Origin of the sequence: Pacificimonas pallii (assembly GCF_019204005.1) — a bacterium.
In the GTDB taxonomy this organism is placed as follows: Bacteria; Pseudomonadota; Alphaproteobacteria; order Sphingomonadales; family Sphingomonadaceae; genus Pacificimonas; species Pacificimonas pallii.
In genome coordinates this window covers 328,826-349,981 of record NZ_JAGSPA010000001.1, presented here as the reverse complement: position 1 = coordinate 349,981, position 21,156 = coordinate 328,826, and the positions used below count along the sequence as shown (strand labels likewise).

Below are 21,156 nucleotides of genomic sequence, written 5' to 3'. Positions count from 1 at the left end.
CCTTGGCTTGCCCTTCGTGCGGCGTGCCGCCATGTTTCATATCAAGGTAATCAGGAGAATATCATTATGACCACAACCGCCATCACGCCGGACAATTTTGAAACCACGGTGAAGAACGCCACCGCCCCTGTGCTCGTCGATTTCTGGGCGCCATGGTGCGGCCCCTGCAGGCAGATCGCACCTGCGCTGGAGGAGCTTTCTGACGAAATGGACGGCGTTACGATTGCGAAGCTGAACACGGACGATCATCCCGATCTTGCCGCTGAATTCGGCATTCGCGGTATTCCGACGATGATCCTGTTCAAGGACGGCAAGCCCGCGGCGACCAAGGTCGGTGCGCAGCCCAAGTCCAGCATCAGGTCCTGGATAGAAAGCGAAATCGGCTAAACCGGCCCCATTCCCGGCGGGCGGAAGTCCCCGTCTCGGTGATGCGGACGGGGCGCTTTCATATCGGCCCTATGCCCGCGTCATCACCTGCCCCAGACGCGGGAAATGGACGTGCACGCGGCCTGCCTGCGCATCGTCGCGGGCGATGGAGATGCGGCGGTCGTCGCAGCCAATGAGGGTACCGGTGACCGCGGCGGGGTCGGGCGATGCGGTGCGGATCGAGACCTGATCGCCCGCCGCGTACCCGCCGTCCGGTGCGACGGCACTGTCTGCGCATGGTGTGATACCGGCGGCATGTTCGATGGCCTGTTCCGCCGTCCAGTCCTGGCGCTCACCATGGCCTATCGCGGTCACGCGGTCGTACCATGCGGCTATTTCCGTACCGAAATCGGATGGCTTTCTGCCGGCGAAGCCAACGAAACGGATATTCATGTAGAGGGCGAAGTCGGCGTGACCCGCCTGATCGCCGACGATGAACGCGCGTCCGTCCGACAACGCTTCGCGCAGCAGGTTCGCGCCGCCCGCAAACTGTGTCTGCATATGCGGCACAGCAGGCAGGAAGGTCGCCGGGTCCATGCCGAAACGCTTTTTGCGATCTTCCCAGAATTCCTGCGGAAGGCTCTCGTGAACTGGCCCCAGCGCCGTCGCCACGCTTGGCATGAACCACATGCCGCCCGACCACAGCGCGATCATGCGTCCGGCAAAGCCAAGCGGTGCCGGATATAGTGACGGTGCGGGCCTGTGCGCCTCCAGCGCGTCGATGATGACGGCGGTATCGCAATAGATGTCCGCGCCGATCTGGAGCACGGGGATATGTTCATAGCCACCGGTCAGCGCCGTGAGGCCAGGCTTTGGCGACACATTCGGTGCCTCGACCGATTTCCAGCTGAGCCCCTTCAGGCCAAGGGAAAGGCGAATGACCTCTGCAAAGGGCGAGGGCGCATAATGATGAAGGACAATCTCCGGCGTTTCGGACATGACGCGCTCAGCTCCTGTAATCGGCGTTTATGATGATATATCCATGGGTCAAATCGCAGGTCCATATGCGTGCCGCACCGTCGCCGAGCCCAAGGGAGACACCGATATCGATCTCGTCCCCCTGTAGATGTTTCGCGACCGGCGCCTCGTCATAGCCTGCGACCACTTCCCCCTGCTGTGCGACAGTTACGCTGCCGAATCGAATTGACAGCCTATCTCGATCCGCAGGTTCGCCAGCTTTCCCAACCGCCATGACGACCCGTCCCCAATTGGCGTCGCTCCCCGCGATCGCCGTCTTCACCAAGGGCGAATTGGCGATCGACATACCGATCTTGCGCGCGCTGCTGTCGGAGACCGCGCCGCTCACACGGATGGTGATGAACTTCGAGGCCCCTTCGCCGTCGCGCACGATTTGCTGCGCCAGATCCTCGCAGATTTCGCACAGGGCCCCGTAAAAAGCGTGGGCGCCGGGATCCGTCATTTTCTCAAGGAGCGGGCCCGTCTGTCCCGTCGCGAACAGCAGGACTGTGTCGCTGGTCGACGTGTCGCCATCGACGGTGATGCTGTTGAAGCTCCGTGCATTCGCGCGGACCAGCATGTCGTGCAGCAGCGCGGGCGCGACGCGGGCATCGGTGAAGATATAGCCGAGCATGGTGGCCATGTCGGGCGCGATCATGCCCGAACCCTTGGCAATCCCCGCAATGCTGACCCTGGCACCGCCGATAATGGCTGCCGCGCCTGCTCCCTTGGGAAATGTGTCGGTGGTCGAAATGGCGCGCGCGGCATCTTCAAACGATGCCGTGCCGAGTTGCGCTGTCACCGTCTCCATCACATTGAGCGCCCGTGCCGCCGGCAGCGGCACGCCGATCACGCCGGTCGCGGAGAGAAGGATCTTCTCCAGGTCGCAGCCCAGCAGTCTGGCGGCTTCGGCGCCAATCATCTCCGCCGCCGCCTTACCGCGTTTGCCCGTAAAGGCGTTGCTGTTCCCGGACGACACGACGAGGCCGCGCGCATTGTGCGATGGCAGCCGTTCCCGGCACCATTCCACCTCTGGCGACGCGCAGGCCGATTGCGTGGTGACGCCGACAGCGACCGTGCCGGGCACAAACTCCGCCAGCAACAGGTCCATCCGCGTATCGGCATAATGATATCCGGCATGACCGACGGCCAGGCGCACACCCTCAATATCGGACAGCGATGGAAAGCTGGCGGGTGCCAGAGGCGATCTTTCGGGCATTATGTCACTATCCTGAAAGGAGATTGAGAATATATATCATTTGGCAGTGGGTGCTTCGGGGGTAAAGAGAGGGCGCCCTTAACTTAATCTGGATCAATTGCCAGCAATGGCCATTATGCTAGCGGCGAGTTTCATATCGGTAGCGTAAGTGTTAGGATCCAGTCTTCGGGGATGGAAATGGCGGACCGCGCTTGCGGACGTGCCGACTCGGCGCAAATGTCGGCACAGACGAACAACTTACGGAACGAGATTTCGCGGCTGAGCGCGGAGAATGCCTCGTTGCGTTCATCACTTGCGCGCCTGTCGACCGCGGAAGCGCGCCTTTCGCTCGCGCTGGACAGCACCTCAATCGGCGTCTGGGACTGGGACATGGTATCCGGCGACGTCTGGATGTCCGACAGCGCGCTGGCCGTACAGGGATTTGCACGGGGCGAACTTCACACGACTGCGCTCGGCGTCGAATCATACGCCCACGCAGATGATTATGTGCGGTGGAAACGGCAGATCATCAGATGCCTCAAAGGTGAACTGGATCTCATCTCTGACGAGCATCGCATGCGCCACAAGAACGGCAAATGGGTATGGGTCATGGAATGGGCGCGCGTTGTGGAACGCGATGCCGATGGCCGCGCCATTCGGATGATCGGCACGCGCGCCGACATGACCGCAAGACGCAAGAGCGAGGAGCGCATGCGCTGGCTCGCCGTCCATGACCCACTGACGAGCCTGCCCAATCGCGGGCTTTTCGATGACATGTTGAATGCAGCCATTCTGAGATGCGATGAGGATGGCGGAGCGGCTGGCCTGCTGTTTATCGACATCGATAATTTCAAGCGGATCAATGACCGTGACGGCCATGACGCAGGCGACCGCGCGCTGTGCATGCTGGCGGACCGCCTTCGCGGGCTGTTCGAATCCCCGGCGACCGTGGCGCGGATCGGCGGCGATGAGTTCGGTGTCGTGCTGCCCGATATCGAACCGGAGTCATTGATGAAGCTGGCGGAAAGGGCGATTCTCCCTTCGGACACTGGCGGTGTCCCCGTTAGCGTGGGGGCGGCGCTTTATCCGCATCATGCCAAGACGGCCCGTGCCTTGCGGCGGGCGGCGGACGCTGCCCTTTATCGCGCCAAATCCGCCGGACGCGGGGTCGCGATCATCTTCGAGGATTAGCGTCGTCCGGGTATCATTGCGCCGTCGCCGTTCATTGACCGTCTGCCGCCGCGTTCCTATGTCGCGCGGCAACATGATTTCGCGCTGCCACTCCTTGGCGCGCTTATGCTGGTCTATTGAGGATTACCCATGCTCGGGATGAATGCACTCGCGAAGCGTCTGTTTGGCTCTTCCAATGATCGCTATGTGCGCTCACTGAATCCGCTGGTCGCGAAAATCAATGCGATGGAAGCGGAGTTCGAGACGTTGTCGGACGATGCGCTTGCCGCCAAAACGCACGAATATCGGGAACGCCTGAAGAATGGCGAAACACTCGACAAGCTTCTGCCCGAAGCGTTCGCCACCGTCCGGGAGGCCGCCAAGCGCCGCATGGGCATGCGCCATTTCGACGTGCAGATGGTCGGCGGTATCGTGCTGCACCGCGGTGAGATTGCCGAGATGCGCACGGGCGAGGGCAAGACACTCGTCGCGACGCTCGCGGTCTATCTGAACGCGCTGGAGGGCAAGGGCGTCCACGTCGTCACCGTGAACGACTATCTGGCCAGCCGTGACGCCGCATGGATGTCGCAGGTTTACGAGTTTCTCGGTCTGTCCGTGGGCGTGATTATCCCCGACCTGCCCGAGGATGAGCGCCGCCGCGCCTATGCGTGCGACATCACCTATGGCACGAACAACGAATTCGGCTTCGACTATCTGCGCGACAATATGAAATATTCGCGCGCCGCGATGGTACAGCGCCCGTTCAATTTCGCGGTCATCGACGAGGTCGACTCGGTACTGGTGGATGAAGCGCGCACCCCGCTCATCATTTCAGGACCGACGGAAGACAAGTCCGAGCTTTACGTGGCCGTCGACAGGATCGTTCGCCAGCTTGAGGAAGACGATTTCGAAATCGACGAAAAGCAGAAGTCGATCATCCTGACCGAAGACGGCACCGAGCGCGTGGAACGCCTGCTGGAGGATGCCGACCTGCTGGAAGGCGAGAATCTTTACGACATCGAGAATACGCAGGTCGTGCACCATACCAACCAGGCGCTGCGCGCCATCAAGTTGTTCAAGAAGGACAAGGACTACATCGTCAAGGACGGCAAGATCGTCATCATCGACGAGTTTACCGGCCGCATGATGGACGGCCGCCGCTGGTCCGATGGCCTGCACCAGGCCGTCGAGGCGAAAGAGGGCGTCGACATCAAGCCCGAGAACCAGACGCTCGCCACCGTCACGTTCCAGAACTATTTCCGCATGTACCCGAAACTGTCGGGCATGACCGGCACGGCCGCGACCGAAGCCGCCGAATTTTACGAAATCTACAAGCTGAACACGGTCGAAATTCCGACCAATGTGCCGGTCGCACGGGAAGATTTCGACGATCAGTTCTTTAAGAACGCCGACGACAAATTTGCCGCCATCGTGGAGGCGATCCGCGATGCGAGCCTGAAGGGCCAGCCGGTCCTGGTCGGCACAACCAGCATCGAAAAATCGGAGATGCTGTCTGAATTCCTGAACAAGGAGGGGGTTGAGCACAGCGTTCTCAATGCGCGCTTTCACGAGCAGGAAGCGCACATCGTCGCGCAGGCGGGCCGCCTGGGTGCCGTCACGATCGCGACCAACATGGCTGGCCGCGGTACGGACATCCAGCTTGGCGGCAATCTCGACTTCCGCGTCAATGACGAGCTGTCCGCCATGGAAGATAATGACGCCAAGGCCCGTGAAGTCGCACGCATCAAGGAAGAAATCGCGGCGGAGCGCGAGGCGGTTCTGGCCGCTGGCGGGCTGTTCGTGCTGGGCACCGAGCGCCATGAAAGCCGCCGCATCGATAACCAGCTGCGCGGCCGTTCGGGCCGTCAGGGCGACCCCGGCGTCAGCCGTTTCTTCCTGTCGCTGGACGATGATTTGCTGCGCATCTTCGGACAGGCGAACCTTTTGAACCGCATGATGAAATCCGGGCTGGAAGATGGCGAGGCCATCGAACATCCGTGGATTTCAAAAGCCATCGAGACGGCGCAGAAGAAGGTCGAGGCGCGGAACTATGATGTCCGCAAGAACCTGCTGCAATATGACGATGTCATGAATGATCAGCGCAAGGTCATTTACGAGCAGCGCGCGGAGGTTATGGACTCGGAACGCGTCGACGATGTCGTCGAGGAAATGCGGTCCGAAACCGTGATGGACATTGTCCACGCCCACTGCCCGCCCTCTTCATATCCCGAGCAGTGGGATGTCGACGGGCTGAAGGAAGAGACGCAGCGCATCATGGCGCTCGACCTGCCGTTCCACGACTGGATGCGCGAAGACGCGATCGACCAGGAGATTTTCGCCGAGCGTATCGCCGGCGAAGCCGCGAAGATACTTGAGAGCAAGGTTGCCAATCTGCCTGAGGGGCAGTGGTTCGATGTCGAGAAAAGCTTCATGCTGCAGGCGATCGACACGCGCTGGAAGGAGCATCTGGCGACACTGGACGCGCTGCGCGGCTCGATTCATCTGCGCGCCTACGCGCAGAAACAGCCCATCAACGAGTATAAGCAGGAAGCGTTTGAGCTGTTCGAGCGGATGCTCGGTACGATCCGTGAGGATGTGACGCGTATGCTCGCCAATGCCCGCCTGGCCGAACCGCGGCCGGTGCCGGAACCGAGCGAGTTTGTCACCACCCATATCGACCCGTTCACGGGCGAGGATGACAGTTTCCCAAAAACGGACACGCCAGGTCCGGCCCAGCGTGCGCTCCCACCGCTGCCTGAAGGCACCGGACGTGTGAGTCGCAACGCACCCTGCCCATGCGGTTCCGGGCGAAAATACAAGCATTGTCACGGCGCTGCCTGACAGGACGGATCGGCTTCGACAGGCGAATGCCGCTGAAATGATGGCGGTTGGCGGTTCTTTAACGATCCGGCCCTAGGCTGCTGTGATGTCGGGAAGAGGATCATGAATTCCTCCGCGGTGTTTATCGAGGCGGAGATGCGCGATGCGGAGCGCCACCGCGTCCGCCTGCATGCCGAAATGCGCTGCCCCGGCACCGTACGCATACCCGGCGTCATCTCGGATATTTCCAGAAGCGGTTTCCGGTTCGACACGGGCATCGACATGCCATCAGGGACACGTGTGAACCTAGGGGTCCACGGTATGAAAGGCTTCGACGCCGTCGTCATACGCCAGGTTGACGGCCATTGCGGATGTGCGTTTCTGACGCCGCTGGATGAGCCCGTCCTGTCGGCGCTGACGAGCGCGCTCGACTGATTTCCAGATAGCGGCTAGGCCGTAATGCATGAAATATCTTGCTCCTCTAGCGGTGCTCATGGCAGCGCCCGCCGTCGCACAATCCGCCCTCATTACGGCCGACCGCGTCCTTGATGTCGAGCGCGGGCTTTATGTCCAAAATCCTCAGATCGTGGTGGTCGATGGCCGAATCGTTTCGCTGGATGGCAGCGGTGCCCCCGCTGACGCGGAGCGCATCGACCTGAAGGGGCAGACGCTTGTTCCCGGCCTGATCGACATGCATGTCCATCTGAATGGCGTCGCGGATATCGGCGGTTATCGCGGACTGCAATATACTGACAGTTTCTGGTCGGTGATGGGCGTCCCGAACGCCGAAGCGACGCTGAAAGCCGGGTTTACGACCGTACGGAATGTGGGATCGGCGAATTATGCCGACGTCGCATTGCGCCAGGCCATCGACGCCGGCCGGATCGAAGGACCGCGCATCGTGGCCGCAGGTTATGCCATCGGGGCGACAGGCGGCCATTGCGACGATAATTTCCTTCCGCCTAGCTATGAATTGCCATCGAATAGTACCGCCGACGGTCCTGGCGAGATGGCTGCCAGGGTGAAACAGATGCGCAAATACGGCGCCGAGGTCATCAAGATCTGCGCAACGGGAGGCGTGTTCTCAAAGGGAACGACGGTTGGCGAGCAGCAGCTGACGGAAGATGAAATCCGTGCTGCGGTGGAGGCCGCGCACCTTCTGGGCCTGAAAGTGGCGGCTCATGCCCATGGCAATGCCGGGATCAAGGCAGCCATTCGCGGCGGTGTCGATACGGTGGAACACGCCTCTTTCCTGGATGACGAGGCGATCCGGCTCGCCAAGGAATATGGCGCGGCGTTCTCCATGGACATCTACAACACCGAATATACGCTTGCCGAGGGCGAGAAGAATGGTGTTCTGCCTGAATCGCTTGCCAAGGAACGGCAGGTGGGTACCGTCCAGCGCGAGAGTTTCCGCCGCGCGGTCAAAGGCGGGGCGAAGATGGTCTTCGGCTCTGACGCGGCGATCTTTCCGCACGGCCTCAATGCGCGGCAGTTTGCCGTCATGGTCCGGTTCGGCATGACGCCGCTGCAGGCGATCCAGGCGGCGACCATCAACGCGGCGGATGCGCTGGGCCGCGAAGCCGATGTCGGCGCGATCAAGGTCGGTGCCTGGGGTGATATGGTCGCCGTTACCGGGGACCCGCTGTCCGATGTCACGCTGCTCGAAAACCCAAGTGCGGTCATCAAGGGCGGGGAGCGGGTCCGCTAGGACGCGGCGCGATCGCCGCGATGCGAATCCCGTTGACCGTACAGGGAGTCATTCCTATATGCCGGTCCACAACAGCTCGCGGACTGGCTCGTAGGGGAACCCCCTAAACGCAGTCCGATGGCGAGACGGGGACTGGTTTCCCGTTTAGGTTGCAATAGTTACAGACAGGTCCCGGTGTGAACTGAATTTGGTTTCACCAGGTCTGTCTTTTTTCGTTCGCGTGCGCTTCGTGCGCTGAACGAGTCGATTTTGAACGCACGAGTGAAGGTCAATACATGCCAACGATCAATCAGCTGGTGAGGAAGGGTCGCGTCCCGCAGAAGGCACGCAACAAAGTCCCTGCGCTTGAAGCGAACCCGCAGAAGCGCGGCGTCTGCACGCGTGTCTACACGACGACGCCGAAGAAACCGAACTCGGCGCTTCGTAAGGTTGCCAAGATTCGCCTGACCAACGGGTTTGAAGTCATTGGCTATATCCCCGGTGAGGGGCACAACCTTCAGGAACACTCGGTGGTTCTGATCCGCGGCGGCCGTGTGAAGGATCTTCCCGGTGTGCGCTATCACGTGCTGCGCGGTGTTCTCGACACGCAGGGTGTCGGTGACCGCAAGCAGAGCCGTTCGAAATATGGTACCAAGAAGCCGAAATAAGCCCCGGTTCACAAGCTGGAGTAAGCGCCGGACATGTTCCGGGTAAGCTGAAGATCGAAAAGGAAATTTTAAAATGGCACGTCGTCGCCGCCCCGCCAAGCGGGAAATTCTGCCTGATCCCCGTTTCGGGGACACCATTCTGACGAAATTCATGAATCTCGTCATGTATCAGGGCAAGAAATCCGTTGCGGAATCCATCGTATATGGCGCGCTCGATTCGATCGAGGGCAAGATGAAGACCGATCCGCTCAATGTCTTTCACGAGGCGCTGAACAATGTGAAGCCGCAGGTCGAGGTGCGCAGCCGCCGCGTCGGTGGTGCCACCTATCAGGTGCCCGTCGAGGTTCGCCCCGAGCGTTCGCAGGCCCTCGCCATCCGCTGGCTTATCGGCGCCGCGCGCGGCCGCCCTGAAAACACCATGGCGCAGCGTTTGTCGTCCGAACTGATGGACGCTTCGCAGAACCGTGGCAACGCCGTGAAGAAGCGCGAAGAAGCGCATCGCATGGCCGAAGCCAACCGCGCCTTCTCACACTACCGCTGGTAAGCGGTGCAAGATTACCGCCTCCGGTGATCGAACCACACTTTTACTCAGGAACCCGTCCTCATGGCCCGCGAACATCCGATCGAGAAATACCGCAATATCGGTATCATGGCGCATATCGACGCCGGTAAAACGACGACGACCGAGCGCATTCTCTATTATACCGGAAAATCCTACAAGATTGGCGAGGTGCATGACGGCGCCGCGACCATGGACTGGATGGAGCAGGAGCAGGAGCGCGGCATCACGATTACGTCAGCTGCGACGACGACGTTCTGGAAAGATCACCGCGTTAACATCATCGACACGCCGGGCCATGTCGACTTCACGATTGAGGTCGAGCGTTCGCTGCGCGTGCTTGATGGCGCGGTCGCCGTATTCGATGGTGTTGCCGGTGTGGAGCCGCAGTCCGAGACGGTGTGGCGTCAGGCGGACAAGTACAAGGTTCCGCGCATGTGCTTCGTCAACAAGCTCGACCGTACAGGTGCGAATTTCAACATGTGCATCGATATGATCAAGGACCGCCTTGGCGCGCGTCCGATGATTCTGGCGCTGCCGGTCGGCCTTGAGGCCGATCTGAAGGGCATCGTCGATCTGGTGCAGAACAAGGCGATCATCTGGGAAGATGAAAATCTGGGTGCCGAGTTCCACATTGTCGATATCCCCGAAGACATGGTCGATGCCGCTGCGGCGGCGCGTTCCGAGCTGATCGAGATGGCTGTCGAGCAGGACGATGATGTCATGGAGGCGTATCTTGAGGGCACCGAGCCCGACATGGACACGCTGAAGCGCCTGATCCGCAAGGGGACGCTGGCGCAGGATTTCGTTCCCGTGCTGTGTGGTTCCGCGTTCAAGAATAAGGGCGTCCAGCCGCTCCTCGACGCCGTCGTCGATTATATGCCGGCGCCGACCGACGTTCCCGCCATTAAGGGTATCCTGCCCGGCGCGCGCGACGACGAAGAGCCGACGACCGATTCGCGTCCGTCGTCCGACGAGGCGCCCTTCTCGGCGCTGGCGTTCAAGATCATGACCGATCCTTTCGTGGGAACGCTGACCTTCGCGCGCATTTATTCGGGCAAGCTGGAAGCATCCTCGCAGGTGCTGAACAGCGTCAAGGACAAGAAGGAAAAGATCGGCCGCATGCTGCTGATGCATGCGAACGACCGTGAAGACATCAAGGAAGCGTTCGCGGGCGACATCGTCGCCCTGGTCGGTCTGAAGGATGTGACCACCGGCGACACGCTGTGCGCGCCGTCGAAGCCGATCATCCTGGAGCGGATGGAATTCCCGGACCCGGTGATTTCCGTCGCTGTCGAACCGAAAACCAAGGCCGACCAGGAAAAGATGGGCATCGCGCTCAATCGCCTGGCGCAGGAGGATCCGTCCTTCCGCGTGCAGTCGGACGAGGAATCCGGTCAGACGATCATCAAGGGCATGGGCGAACTGCATCTCGACATTCTGGTCGACCGCATGAAGCGCGAGTTCAAGGTCGAGGCCAATGTCGGCGCGCCGCAGGTGGCCTATCGCGAATCGCTGAAGCGCACGGTCGATATCGACTATACGCACAAGAAACAGTCGGGCGGTTCCGGCCAGTTCGGCCGCGTGAAGATGACCGTGTCTCCTGGTGAGCGCGGATCGGGCGTCACATTTGTCGACAGCGTCAAGGGCGGCAATATTCCGCGCGAATATATCCCTTCGGTCGAAAAGGGCATTCGCGAGGTTGCCGAATCCGGCGCGCTGATCGGCTTCCCGATCATCGACTTCAATGTCGAGCTGACGGACGGCGCCTATCATGACGTCGATTCCTCGGCGATGGCGTTCGAAATCACCGGTCGCGGTGCCATGCGCGATGCCGCCGACAAGGCGGGTATCAAGCTGCTGGAGCCGATGATGGAGGTTGAGGTGGTGACGCCTGAGGACTTCATGGGCGACGTTATCGGCGATCTGAATTCCCGTCGTGGCCAGATCCAGGGCACGGAAGCCCGCGGCGTGGCGCAGGTGGTTGAAGCCATGGTGCCGCTTGCCAATATGTTCGGCTATGTGAACCAGCTGCGTTCGATGACTCAGGGCCGCGCCCAGTACACGATGCAGTTCAGCCACTATGACGAAGTACCGCAGAACGTCGCGGACGAGGTCAAGGCGAAGCTCGCCGGCTGATCGCCGTTCCGCACTTTGAAGATTAACCTAGGAAAGCAAGAGGGTTAGATATTATGGGTAAGGCAAAATTCGAGCGTAACAAGCCGCATTGCAACATTGGCACGATTGGCCATGTTGACCACGGCAAGACCACGCTGACAGCGGCGATCACCAAGGTGATGGCAGAGACGCATGGCGGCGCGGCCGTTGACTTCGCCAATATCGACAAGGCACCCGAAGAGCGTGAGCGCGGCATCACGATCTCGACGGCACATGTCGAATATGAGACGTCCGACCGTCATTACGCGCACGTCGATTGCCCGGGTCATGCCGACTATGTGAAGAACATGATCACCGGTGCCGCCCAGATGGACGGCGCGATCCTGGTCGTGAACGCCGCCGACGGCCCGATGCCGCAGACGAAAGAGCACATCCTGCTCGCTCGCCAGGTGGGTGTGCCCGCCATGGTCGTCTTCATGAACAAGGTCGATCAGGTCGACGATGAGGAGCTGCTTGAGCTTGTCGAACTCGAAATCCGTGAGCTGCTCTCCAGCTACGAATTCCCGGGCGACGACATTCCCATCATTGCCGGTTCCGCGCTCGCAGCCCTCGAAGGCCGCGACGACAATATCGGCAAGGAGAAGATCCTTGAGCTGATGAAGGCGGTTGACGACTATATCCCGCAGCCCGAGCGTCCGCTGGACCAGCCCTTCCTGATGCCGATCGAGGACGTGTTCTCGATTTCCGGTCGCGGTACGGTTGTAACCGGCCGTATCGAGCAGGGCGTCGTCAATGTCGGCGAGGAAATCGAAATCGTCGGCATCAAGGACACCGTCAAGACGACCGTCACCGGCGTCGAGATGTTCCGCAAGCTGCTCGACCGCGGCGAGGCTGGCGACAATGTCGGCGCACTGCTGCGCGGTACGAAGCGTGAAGACGTCGAGCGCGGCCAGGTTCTGGCCAAGCCCGGTTCGATCACGCCGCACACCGACTTTTCGGCAGAGGTCTATGTCCTTTCCAAGGACGAGGGTGGCCGTCACACGCCGTTCTTCGCGAACTACCGTCCGCAATTCTATTTCCGCACGACCGACGTCACCGGCGAAGTTGTGTTGCCAGAGGGCACGGAAATGGTTATGCCGGGCGATAATGTGAGCCTTGCCGTGAAGCTGATCGCACCGATCGCCATGGACAAGGGTCTTCGTTTCGCAATCCGTGAGGGCGGTCGTACCGTCGGCGCCGGTGTTGTGGGCGATATTACGAAGTAAAAGGCACATGCCTAACGGGCCGGTCCGGCAGTAATTGTCGGACCGGTTCTCTTTTGTTTTGAAGGTTTAAGGTCGACGTCCGATGGAAACGCAGAATATCAGAATCCGCCTGAAGGCCTTTGATCACCGTGTGCTCGACCAGGCGACGGGTGAGATCGCGGACACGGCGAAGCGGACGGGGGCGCTGATTCGCGGCCCGATCCCGATGCCCACCCGCATCGAGAAGTTCACCGTCAACCGCGGTCCGCATATCGACAAGAAGAGCCGCGAGCAGTTTGAGGTCCGGACGCACAAGCGTCTTCTGGATATCGTTCAGCCGACGCCGCAGACCGTCGACGCGCTGATGAAGCTGGACCTGTCCGCAGGTGTGGATGTTGAGATCAAGCTGGGCGCGTAGGCGTTCAGGTAAGTTATCGCAGCCGGGCGCGAGGTCCGGTTGACGCAAGAGTTTGAAACCAAGCCCTCCCGGTTCGCCGGGCGGGCCTCTGAGAGAAAGGATGGATCATGCGCACTGGCGTGATCGCGAAAAAGATGGGCATGACGCGCCTGTTCCAGGAGGACGGTCGGCACGTGCCCGTGACCGTACTCAGCCTGGAAGGCTGTCAGGTCGTCGGACATCGCAAGGACGATGTCGATGGCTATACCGCCCTGCAGCTGGGCGCTGGCTCGGCGAAGGCCAAGAACGTGGCGAAGCCGCAGCGCGGTTTCTATGGCAAAGCGGAAGTCGAGCCGAAGGCCCGTCTTGCGGAATTCCGTGTCGCCGAAGATGCCTTGCTTGACGTGGGCGCGGAAATTTCCGCCGACCATTTCGCGTCCGGCCAAATGGTCGATATCCAGGGGCGTACCCAGGGTAAGGGTTTTGCCGGTGCCATGAAACGCTGGGGCTTTGGCGGTCTTCGCGCTACGCACGGTGTTTCGCTTTCGCATCGTTCGCACGGTTCCACCGGTCAGCGTCAGGACCCTGGCAAGGTGTTCAAGGGCAAGAAAATGGCTGGCCAGATGGGCAACCGTTTCCGGACTCAGCAGAATCTCGAGATCGTCGAGACGGACGCGGAGCGCGGCCTTCTTTTCGTCAAGGGCTCTGTCCCTGGCTCAAAAGGTGGCTGGCTGCTCGTTTCCGACGCTGTCAAGCGCCCGCACGCGGACCTGCCTTATCCCGGCAAGGTCAAGGGCGATAATAATAATGAGGCGCCCGCCGATACGGGCACCGAGACGGCTGATGATGCCGCAAGCGAAACCGCGGAGGCGTAAATGAAAGTCAAGGTTCAGAGCCTCGACGGCAAGGCGGTCACGGGAAAAGACGCCGATATCGAGCTGAAGGACGAGATTTTCGGCCTTGAAGCCCGTCCGGACATTCTCCACCGCGTCGTCACCTGGCAGCTCGCCAATCGCCGCGCGATGGCCCGTGCCGCGCGTGAGCGCAGCGACGTCGCCCGGACCGGTAAGAAGTTCGGCAAGCAGAAAGGCGGCGGCACGGCACGTCATGGCAACCGCCGCGCGCCGATCTTTGTCGGTGGCGGCAAGGCCCATGGCCCGCGCGCCCGCTTGTTCAGCCAGTCGCTCAACAAGAAAGTTCGCGCACTGGGTCTGAAGACCGCGCTGAGCGTGAAAGCCGCGGAAGGCAAGATCATTGTCCTGAAGGACTTCGACATCAAGGATGCGAAAACATCCGCGATGAAGGTCTCGCTGGACAAGCTCGGCGTGACCGGCGCCCTGTTCATGGATGCCGGTAAGGCGGAGGCTTTCACGAAAGCCGTTCGCAATTTGCCGCGCATGAACGTGATGCCGACCGCCGGTGCGAACGTCTATGATATCCTCAACCACGATACGCTGGTCCTGACGAAGGCCGCTGTCGAGACGCTGGAGGCGCGGTTCAATGGCTAAAGCAGAGACCGTGATCGAACTGGCGCACTATGACGTGGTCCGTGCGCCGATCATCACCGAGAAATCGACGATGGTTTCGGAGCATAATCAGGTTGCCTTCAAGGTCGCGAACAGCGCCACGAAGCCCCAGATCAAGGCGGCGATCGAAGCGCTTTACGGCGTGAAAGTCACCGGCGTGAACACCATGATCGCCAAGGGCAAGGTGAAGCGCGCCAAGGGTCGTCCCTACAAACGCGCCGATGTGAAAAAAGCGATCATCACGCTCGCCGAGGGTGACATGATCGATATTACGAGCGGAGTGAACTAATGGCACTCAAGCAATATCGCCCGACCAGCCCGGCCCGTCGCGGTCTGGTGCTTGTCGACCGGTCGCACCTGCACAAGGGCGGTCCGGAAAAGGCGCTTACCGAAGGTCTGCCGAAGACGGGTGGCCGGAACAATAAGGGTCATATCACGTCGCGCGGTATTGGCGGCGGTCATAAGCGCAAATATCGGATCATGGACTTCAAACGTCGCAAATGGGACGTAGAGGGCACGATCGAACGGCTTGAATATGACCCGAACCGTTCGGCGTTCATCGCGCTTATCGTTTATCCCGACGGTGAAAAGACCTACATTCTGGCGCCGCAGCGCGTCGGCCCGGGCGACAAGATCATCGCCGGCAAGAAGACCGACGTAAAGCCGGGCAACGCCATGGAAACGGGTCAGATGCCGGTCGGCACGATCGTCCACAATGTCGAGCTGAAGCCCGGCAAGGGCGGTCAGATGGCACGGTCCGCGGGCACCTATGCACAGGTGGTCGGCAAGGATCGCGGCCTGACGATCATCCGTTTGGGATCGGGCGAGACCCGTTATATCCCGGGCAATTGCATGGCGACGGTTGGCGCGGTTTCAAACCCCGACAATTCGAACCAGACGCTTGCCAAGGCTGGCCGCAATCGCTGGCGCGGCATTCGTCCGCTGACGCGCGGTGTCGCCAAGAACCCTGTCGATCACCCCCATGGTGGTGGTGAAGGCCGGACCTCTGGTGGTCGCCATCCGGTGACGCCGTGGGGCAAGCCGACAAAGGGCGCGAAGACCCGTGATCGGAAGAAGGCTTCAAACAAGATGATCATCCGTTCGCGTCACGCGCGGAAGAAGAAGAGGTAGTCATGGCACGTTCCCTGAAAAAAGGTCCGTTCGTTGACCTCCACCTTCTGAAGAAGGCAGATGCAGCGCAGGAAGCCGCGAAGAAGGCGCCGATCAAGACCTGGTCGCGCCGTTCGACAATCCTGCCGCAGTTCGTCGGCCTGACCTTTAACGTCTATAACGGGCGCAAATTCATTCCTGTCGCTGTCAACGAAGACATGGTGGGCATGAAGCTGGGCGAGTTCGCCCCGACGCGCACCTATGTCGGTCATCTGGCTGACAAGAAAGCGAAGCGCTAATGGCTAAGACAAATCCCCGTCGTGTCGGTGAGCGCGAGGCGCTCGCCGTGGCGAATACGCTGCGTGGCAGCCCCTATAAGCTGAATCTCGTCGCGGGCCTGATCCGCGGCAAGAAAGCCGAGGAGGCGCTGAACCTTCTGAAGTTTTCCAACAAGGGCTTTGCCGAGCCGGTGCAAAAGGCACTCGCTTCGGCCATCGCGAACGCGGAAAACAATCACAATCTGGACGTCGACTCGCTGGTCGTCGCCGAGGCGAGTGTTGGCAAGTCGCTGACGATGAAGCGGTTCAAGGCACGTGCCCGTGGCCGTTCAGCTGCGATCGTGAAGCCGTTCAGCCGTATCCGTATCGTTGTCCGCGAACAGGACGAAGAGGAGCAGAACTAATGGGTCACAAGTCGAATCCCATCGGCCTGCGCCTGCAGGTCAACCGCACATGGGACAGCCGCTGGTTCGCTGACGGCGAAACCTATGCGCGTCAGCTCGTCGAGGATCTCAAGATCCGCGAGTATATCCTGAAAACGGTGCCTCAGGCCGCGATTTCCAAGGTCGTGATCGAGCGTCCTGCCAAGCTGTGCCGCGTGAGCGTTTATGCTGCCCGTCCCGGTGTCATCATCGGTAAGAAGGGCGCGGACATTGACAAGCTGCGCAAGGCCATCGGTGCGATGACGAACAGCGAAGTGTCGCTGAATATCGTCGAAATCCGCAAGCCCGAGGTGGACGCAATGCTGGTCGCCCAGGGTGTGGCCGACCAGTTGGAGCGCCGCATCGCATTCCGCCGCGCCATGAAGCGCGCCGTGCAGTCCGCGCTGCGTCTGGGCGCGGAAGGCATCAAGATTACTTGTGGTGGCCGTTTGGGCGGCGCGGAAATCGCGCGCGTCGAATGGTACCGTGAAGGCCGCGTGCCTTTGCATACGCTGCGCGCGAATATCGATTACGCAGAAGCAAAGGCGAAGACCGCCTACGGCATCTGCGGCGTCAAGGTCTGGATCTTCAAGGGTGAAATCCTGGAGCATGACCCGCTTGGCCAGGAAAAGGCCATGATGGACGCACAGACATCTGGGGTCCGGCCGGCGCGGTAGTTCGAAAGAACATACCGCGGCGAACGGCCTGATCGAGGACCTCTTTTCCTGTCAGAAGGCTAGAAGAAATGCTGCAACCAAAACGCACAAAATACAGGAAGGCGCACAAGGGCCGCATCCATGGCAATGCCAAGGGCGGTACCGAGCTGAACTTTGGCGCCTATGGCCTGAAGGCCATGCAGCCCGAGCGTATCACGGCGCGCCAGATCGAGGCGGCCCGCCGTTCGATCACCCGCGCCATGAAGCGGCAGGGCCGCCTGTGGATCCGTATTTTTCCGGACGTGCCCGTCTCTTCCAAGCCTGCGGAAGTCCGCATGGGCAAGGGTAAGGGGTCGCCGGAATATTGGGCCGCGCGCGTCAAGCCCGGCCGTATCATGTTTGAACTGGATGGCGTCAGCGCCCAGGTCGCACGCCTCGCATTCGAGCGCGCCGCCGCGAAGCTGCCGATCCGCACCAAGTTCGTCCACCGTCTGGGTGAGGAGGTCTGATCATGGCAAAGATCGCAGACTTGAAAACGAAGACCGACGACCAGCTTAACGATGAGCTGGCGCAGCTGAAGAAGGAGCAGTTCAATCTGCGCTTTCAGTCGGCGACCGGTCAGCTGGAAAAGCCGAGCCGCGTGAAAGAGGTGCGCCGCACCATCGCGCAGATCAAGACTTTGAAGACCGAGCGCGCCAGCGCGTCGGCAGAAGGATAAGCCCATGCCGAAGCGCATTATGACGGGCCAGGTCGTGTCCGATAAGACAGACAAGACCGTGACGGTCCTGATCGAACGCCGCGTGAAGCATCCGCTTTACGGCAAGATCATCCGCCGCTCGAAGAAATACCACGCGCACGACGCGGAAAACAGCTGCTCCACCGGCGACACCGTTCGCATTCAGGAGTGCAAGCCGATTTCCAAGACGAAGACGTGGGAAGTGATTGACAAGGTCGGCGCCAAAGGCGCCGCCGTAGCCGAGGGGGCGAACTGACATGATCCAGATGCAGTCAAACCTGGAAGTTGCGGATAATTCCGGCGCGAAGCGTGTGCAGTGCATCAAGGTTCTTGGTGGCTCGAAGCGGCGCTTTGCCGGTGTTGGCGATACGATCGTCGTCAGCGTCAAGGAAGCCCAGCCGCGCGGCCGCGTGAAGAAGGGCGATGTGCACCGCGCCGTCGTCGTTCGCACGGCCAAGGACATCCGCCGCGATGATGGAACGGTTATCCGTTTCGACAGCAATGCCGCTGTTCTTATCAATACCAACAAGGAACCGCTTGGTACGCGTATCTTTGGTCCGGTGACACGCGAACTGCGTGCCAAGGGCCTGATGAAGATCGTCAGCCTGGCGCCGGAGGTGCTGTAAAATGGCAGCCGCGAAAATCAAGAAGGGCGACCGCGTCGTCGTCCTGTCGGGCAAGGACAAGGGCAAGCACGGCGACGTGACCCAGGTCATGCCAAAGGAAGGCAAGGTCGTGGTTTCGGGTGTGAATATCGCCACCCGGCACCGCAAGCCGAGCCAGGCGAACCCGCAGGGCGGTCTCGATCGTTTCGAAGCGCCGATGTCCGCATCCAAGGTCGCCATCGAAGACCCGAAGACCGGCAAGCCCACGCGCGTCGGTTTCGAAGTTCGCGATGGCAAGAAGGTTCGCATCGCGAAGAAATCTGGCGAGGTGATCAATGGCTGAGGATAAGAAATACACGCCGCGCCTGCAGGGCATCTATCAGGAGAAGGTTCGCGCCGCCCTGAAGGAACAGTTCGGATATAAGAACGACCTGCAGATTCCGCGGATTGAAAAGATCGTCCTGAACATGGGCGTCGGCAAAGCCGTCGATGACAAGAAGCATTTGAACAACGCCTTCGCAGAAATGACGAAGATCGCTGGCCAGAAGCCTGTCATCACAAAGGCGAAAAAGTCGATCGCGACGTTCAAGCTGCGTGAGGGCAATCCGATCGGTGTGAAAGTCACGCTGCGCGGTGCCCGCATGTGGGAATTTCTGGACCGCCTCGTGAACATCGCGCTTCCGCGCGTTCGCGACTTTCGCGGTACGAACCCGAACAGTTTTGACGGCCGTGGCAATTACGCCATGGGCATCAAGGAGCAGATCGTTTTCACCGAGATCAACTATGACGAGGTCGACGAGACCCGCGGCATGGATGTGATCGTGACGACGACGGCGAATACCGACGATGAGGGGCGTGCGCTCCTTAAGGGTCTCGGCATGCCATTTATCGGCAGTGACGATGACGAAGAGAAAAAGGCGGCGTGAGCCAGCCCAGGCAAGGAAAGAGAACTTAAGTCATGGCGAAACTGAGTTCGGTTAACAAAAACGAGCGTCGCAAGAAGCTCGTTAAGAAATATGCCGGCAAATATGCCCGGCTGAAGGCGATTGCAGAGGATGCCAGCGTCGATGATGACGAGCGTCTGATGGCGCGCCTGAAAATGGCGGAGCTGCCGCGCAATGCGAATCCCACAAGGGTCCGCAACCGTTGTGAGCTGACGGGCCGTTCACGCGGTTATTACCGGAAGTTCGGCCTGTCGCGCATCATGATCCGCGAACTTGGCAATAAGGGGCTCATCCCGGGCCTCACGAAATCCAGCTGGTAAGGAAGGGAGCAGGCATATGACAATGACAGATCCGCTTGCGGACCTTCTCACCCGCATTCGCAATGGCCAGCAGGCGAAGAAGGATTCCATCGTGACTCCGTCCTCGAAGCTGCGCCGCAACGTACTGAACGTGCTGGAGCGCGAAGGCTATATCCGCGGGCATTCCGACGAGGAACAGCCGGGCAACAAGACCTTCACGCGTATCGAGCTGAAATATTTCGAAGGCTCGCCCGCGATTCAATATTTGCAGCGCGTGTCCAGGCCGGGTCGCCGGGTTTATTCCGGCGCGAACGACCTCCCAAGGGTGCGTTCCGGCCTCGGTATCACCATCGTTTCGACGCCAAGGGGCGTTCTGTCCGACGCGGAAGCGCGTGAGCAGAATGTCGGCGGCGAACTGCTCTGCCAGGTCTTCTAGGGGAAAGCTGATGTCACGAATTGGAAAAGTGCCGGTCGCACTGCCCGACGGTGTCTCGGCGAACCTCGCCGGTGAAACCCTGTCCATCAAAGGACCCAAGGGCGAACTGTCGATGGCGACCCGCGACGAGATCGAGTATAAGATCGAAGACGGCGTGGTGAAGGTCATGCCGGTCAAGAAGTCTGGTCGCCCCTTCTGGGGCATGCAGCGCACGCTGGTGCAGAACCTCGTCACGGGTGTGACCGAGGGCTTCACCAAGGTGTTGGAGATTTCCGGCGTTGGTTACCGTGCCAATATGCAGGGCAAGATCCTGAAGCTGCAGCTCGGTTATTCGCATGACGTCGACTATGCGATCCCCGAGGGTATCGACATCAAGACGCCCGATCAGACCACTGTCGAGATCAGTGGCATGGACAAGCAGAAGGTCGGTCAGGTCGCTGCTGAAATCCGCCGCTGGCGCAAGCCGGAGCCTTATAAGGGCAAGGGCATCAAATATCGCGGCGAATATGTATTCCGCAAGGAAGGTAAGAAGAAGTAATCATGGCGCAGAAACTTACCCCATTCGCGCGGCGTCGTCGGCGCGTTCGCACGGCGCTTCGCGCCAAGGGCGGCCTGAAGCCGCGCCTTTCCATCCACCGCACCTCGAAGCATATCTATGCGCAGGTCATCGATGACGAACAGGGTGTGACGGTTGCCGCTGCATCCTCGCTCGAAGCGGACGAGAAGGCAAAGGGCGGTTCCACCGTTTCTGCGGCGTCCGAAGTCGGCAAGCGCGTCGCTGAACGTGCCAAGCAGGCCGGAGTTGCCCGCGTCGTCTTTGATCGTGGCGGCTTTATTTTTCATGGCCGCGTCAAGGCGCTGGCCGATGCCGCACGCGAAGGCGGACTGGAGTTTTAA

The 21,156-nt window shown here is 60.4% G+C and carries 29 protein-coding genes; 27 read left to right on the top strand and 2 right to left on the bottom strand.

Features of this window, described 5'->3' with window-relative positions; all coding sequences use genetic code 11:
* Window positions 1-66: 66 nt before the first annotated feature.
* A complete protein-coding gene (gene trxA / locus KCG44_RS01660) occupies window positions 67-387 on the top strand; it encodes a thioredoxin (RefSeq protein WP_218443803.1) in 321 nt (106 codons plus the stop codon).
* A 69-nt stretch (window positions 388-456) separates the two neighbouring features.
* Here the strand turns inward: trxA and KCG44_RS01655 are convergent, their stop codons facing one another.
* Window positions 457-1,365, bottom strand: coding sequence for a glutathione S-transferase family protein (locus KCG44_RS01655; RefSeq protein WP_218443802.1), 909 nt, complete (start codon window positions 1,363-1,365; stop codon window positions 457-459).
* Window positions 1,366-1,372: 7 nt separating this feature from the next.
* Complete coding sequence (gene argJ, locus KCG44_RS01650) at window positions 1,373-2,602, bottom strand: bifunctional glutamate N-acetyltransferase/amino-acid acetyltransferase ArgJ (RefSeq protein ID WP_218443800.1); 1,230 nt, start codon at window positions 2,600-2,602, stop codon at window positions 1,373-1,375.
* A 279-nt stretch (window positions 2,603-2,881) separates the two neighbouring features.
* On the opposite strand from argJ, the gene KCG44_RS01645 reads away from it, so the two are divergent.
* The 26 genes from KCG44_RS01645 (at window position 2,882) to rplR (ending at window position 21,156) form a co-directional block, all read left to right on the top strand.
* Entirely contained in the window at window positions 2,882-3,772 is an 891-nt protein-coding gene (locus KCG44_RS01645; protein WP_218443799.1) for a diguanylate cyclase domain-containing protein, read from the top strand.
* A 129-nt stretch (window positions 3,773-3,901) separates the two neighbouring features.
* Window positions 3,902-6,592 carry a preprotein translocase subunit SecA gene (gene secA / locus KCG44_RS01640; protein ID WP_218443797.1) on the top strand — a complete coding sequence of 897 codons (2,691 nt, stop codon included), beginning with the start codon at window positions 3,902-3,904 and terminating at the stop codon, window positions 6,590-6,592.
* A gap of 102 nt (window positions 6,593-6,694) precedes the next feature.
* Window positions 6,695-7,006 carry a PilZ domain-containing protein gene (locus KCG44_RS01635; RefSeq protein WP_218443796.1) on the top strand — a complete coding sequence of 104 codons (312 nt, stop codon included), beginning with the start codon at window positions 6,695-6,697 and terminating at the stop codon, window positions 7,004-7,006.
* A gap of 58 nt (window positions 7,007-7,064) precedes the next feature.
* A complete protein-coding gene (locus KCG44_RS01630; protein ID WP_305082482.1) occupies window positions 7,065-8,282 on the top strand; it encodes a Xaa-Pro dipeptidase in 1,218 nt (405 codons plus the stop codon).
* Between the two features lie 275 nt (window positions 8,283-8,557).
* Window positions 8,558-8,929 (top strand): 30S ribosomal protein S12, encoded by a 372-nt coding sequence (gene rpsL / locus KCG44_RS01625; protein WP_218443794.1) that lies wholly within the window; start codon window positions 8,558-8,560, stop codon window positions 8,927-8,929.
* A 73-nt stretch (window positions 8,930-9,002) separates the two neighbouring features.
* A complete protein-coding gene (rpsG, locus tag KCG44_RS01620; protein ID WP_218443793.1) occupies window positions 9,003-9,473 on the top strand; it encodes a 30S ribosomal protein S7 in 471 nt (156 codons plus the stop codon).
* 60 nt (window positions 9,474-9,533) lie between these two features.
* Window positions 9,534-11,627: an elongation factor G gene (gene fusA / locus KCG44_RS01615; RefSeq protein ID WP_218443792.1), complete on the top strand. Its 2,094-nt coding sequence runs from the start codon at window positions 9,534-9,536 to the stop codon at window positions 11,625-11,627.
* Between the two features lie 53 nt (window positions 11,628-11,680).
* Entirely contained in the window at window positions 11,681-12,871 is a 1,191-nt protein-coding gene (gene tuf, locus KCG44_RS01610) for an elongation factor Tu (RefSeq protein ID WP_218443791.1), read from the top strand.
* An 82-nt stretch (window positions 12,872-12,953) separates the two neighbouring features.
* Window positions 12,954-13,268 carry a 30S ribosomal protein S10 gene (rpsJ, locus tag KCG44_RS01605; protein ID WP_218443790.1) on the top strand — a complete coding sequence of 105 codons (315 nt, stop codon included), beginning with the start codon at window positions 12,954-12,956 and terminating at the stop codon, window positions 13,266-13,268.
* A gap of 107 nt (window positions 13,269-13,375) precedes the next feature.
* Window positions 13,376-14,122: a 50S ribosomal protein L3 gene (gene rplC / locus KCG44_RS01600; protein WP_218443789.1), complete on the top strand. Its 747-nt coding sequence runs from the start codon at window positions 13,376-13,378 to the stop codon at window positions 14,120-14,122.
* The gene (gene rplD / locus KCG44_RS01595; RefSeq protein WP_218443788.1) at window positions 14,123-14,755 is read left to right on the top strand and encodes a 50S ribosomal protein L4; all 633 of its coding nucleotides are present in this window, start codon (window positions 14,123-14,125) and stop codon (window positions 14,753-14,755) included.
* Entirely contained in the window at window positions 14,748-15,062 is a 315-nt protein-coding gene (locus KCG44_RS01590; RefSeq protein WP_218443787.1) for a 50S ribosomal protein L23, read from the top strand. Before rplD ends, KCG44_RS01590 begins: the two co-directional genes overlap by 8 nt.
* Complete coding sequence (rplB, locus tag KCG44_RS01585) at window positions 15,062-15,904, top strand: 50S ribosomal protein L2 (RefSeq protein ID WP_218443786.1); 843 nt, start codon at window positions 15,062-15,064, stop codon at window positions 15,902-15,904. Before KCG44_RS01590 ends, rplB begins: the two co-directional genes overlap by 1 nt.
* Before the next feature lie 2 nt (window positions 15,905-15,906).
* On the top strand, window positions 15,907-16,182 hold the full coding sequence (gene rpsS / locus KCG44_RS01580) for a 30S ribosomal protein S19 (RefSeq protein ID WP_218443785.1): 276 nt from the start codon (window positions 15,907-15,909) through the stop codon (window positions 16,180-16,182).
* A complete protein-coding gene (gene rplV / locus KCG44_RS01575; protein WP_218443784.1) occupies window positions 16,182-16,565 on the top strand; it encodes a 50S ribosomal protein L22 in 384 nt (127 codons plus the stop codon). The genes rpsS and rplV overlap by 1 nt, the downstream gene beginning before the upstream one ends.
* Complete coding sequence (gene rpsC / locus KCG44_RS01570; RefSeq protein WP_218443783.1) at window positions 16,565-17,260, top strand: 30S ribosomal protein S3; 696 nt, start codon at window positions 16,565-16,567, stop codon at window positions 17,258-17,260. The genes rplV and rpsC overlap by 1 nt, the downstream gene beginning before the upstream one ends.
* A gap of 68 nt (window positions 17,261-17,328) precedes the next feature.
* On the top strand, window positions 17,329-17,748 hold the full coding sequence (gene rplP / locus KCG44_RS01565) for a 50S ribosomal protein L16 (RefSeq protein WP_218443781.1): 420 nt from the start codon (window positions 17,329-17,331) through the stop codon (window positions 17,746-17,748).
* A gap of 2 nt (window positions 17,749-17,750) precedes the next feature.
* Window positions 17,751-17,957 carry a 50S ribosomal protein L29 gene (gene rpmC / locus KCG44_RS01560; RefSeq protein WP_218443780.1) on the top strand — a complete coding sequence of 69 codons (207 nt, stop codon included), beginning with the start codon at window positions 17,751-17,753 and terminating at the stop codon, window positions 17,955-17,957.
* Window positions 17,958-17,961: 4 nt separating this feature from the next.
* A complete protein-coding gene (gene rpsQ / locus KCG44_RS01555) occupies window positions 17,962-18,231 on the top strand; it encodes a 30S ribosomal protein S17 (protein ID WP_218443779.1) in 270 nt (89 codons plus the stop codon).
* A gap of 1 nt (window position 18,232) precedes the next feature.
* On the top strand, window positions 18,233-18,601 hold the full coding sequence (gene rplN, locus KCG44_RS01550) for a 50S ribosomal protein L14 (RefSeq protein WP_218443778.1): 369 nt from the start codon (window positions 18,233-18,235) through the stop codon (window positions 18,599-18,601).
* 1 nt (window position 18,602) lies between these two features.
* Window positions 18,603-18,923 (top strand): 50S ribosomal protein L24, encoded by a 321-nt coding sequence (rplX, locus tag KCG44_RS01545; protein WP_218443776.1) that lies wholly within the window; start codon window positions 18,603-18,605, stop codon window positions 18,921-18,923.
* Window positions 18,916-19,506, top strand: a complete 591-nt coding sequence (gene rplE, locus KCG44_RS01540) for a 50S ribosomal protein L5 (protein WP_218443775.1) — start codon at window positions 18,916-18,918, stop codon at window positions 19,504-19,506. The genes rplX and rplE overlap by 8 nt, the downstream gene beginning before the upstream one ends.
* Window positions 19,507-19,538: 32 nt before the next feature.
* The gene (rpsN, locus tag KCG44_RS01535) at window positions 19,539-19,844 is read left to right on the top strand and encodes a 30S ribosomal protein S14 (RefSeq protein ID WP_218443774.1); all 306 of its coding nucleotides are present in this window, start codon (window positions 19,539-19,541) and stop codon (window positions 19,842-19,844) included.
* A 16-nt stretch (window positions 19,845-19,860) separates the two neighbouring features.
* Window positions 19,861-20,259, top strand: a complete 399-nt coding sequence (gene rpsH / locus KCG44_RS01530) for a 30S ribosomal protein S8 (protein WP_218443773.1) — start codon at window positions 19,861-19,863, stop codon at window positions 20,257-20,259.
* A 10-nt stretch (window positions 20,260-20,269) separates the two neighbouring features.
* Window positions 20,270-20,797 carry a 50S ribosomal protein L6 gene (rplF, locus tag KCG44_RS01525; RefSeq protein WP_218443771.1) on the top strand — a complete coding sequence of 176 codons (528 nt, stop codon included), beginning with the start codon at window positions 20,270-20,272 and terminating at the stop codon, window positions 20,795-20,797.
* 2 nt (window positions 20,798-20,799) lie between these two features.
* Window positions 20,800-21,156 carry a 50S ribosomal protein L18 gene (rplR, locus tag KCG44_RS01520; protein ID WP_218443770.1) on the top strand — a complete coding sequence of 119 codons (357 nt, stop codon included), beginning with the start codon at window positions 20,800-20,802 and terminating at the stop codon, window positions 21,154-21,156.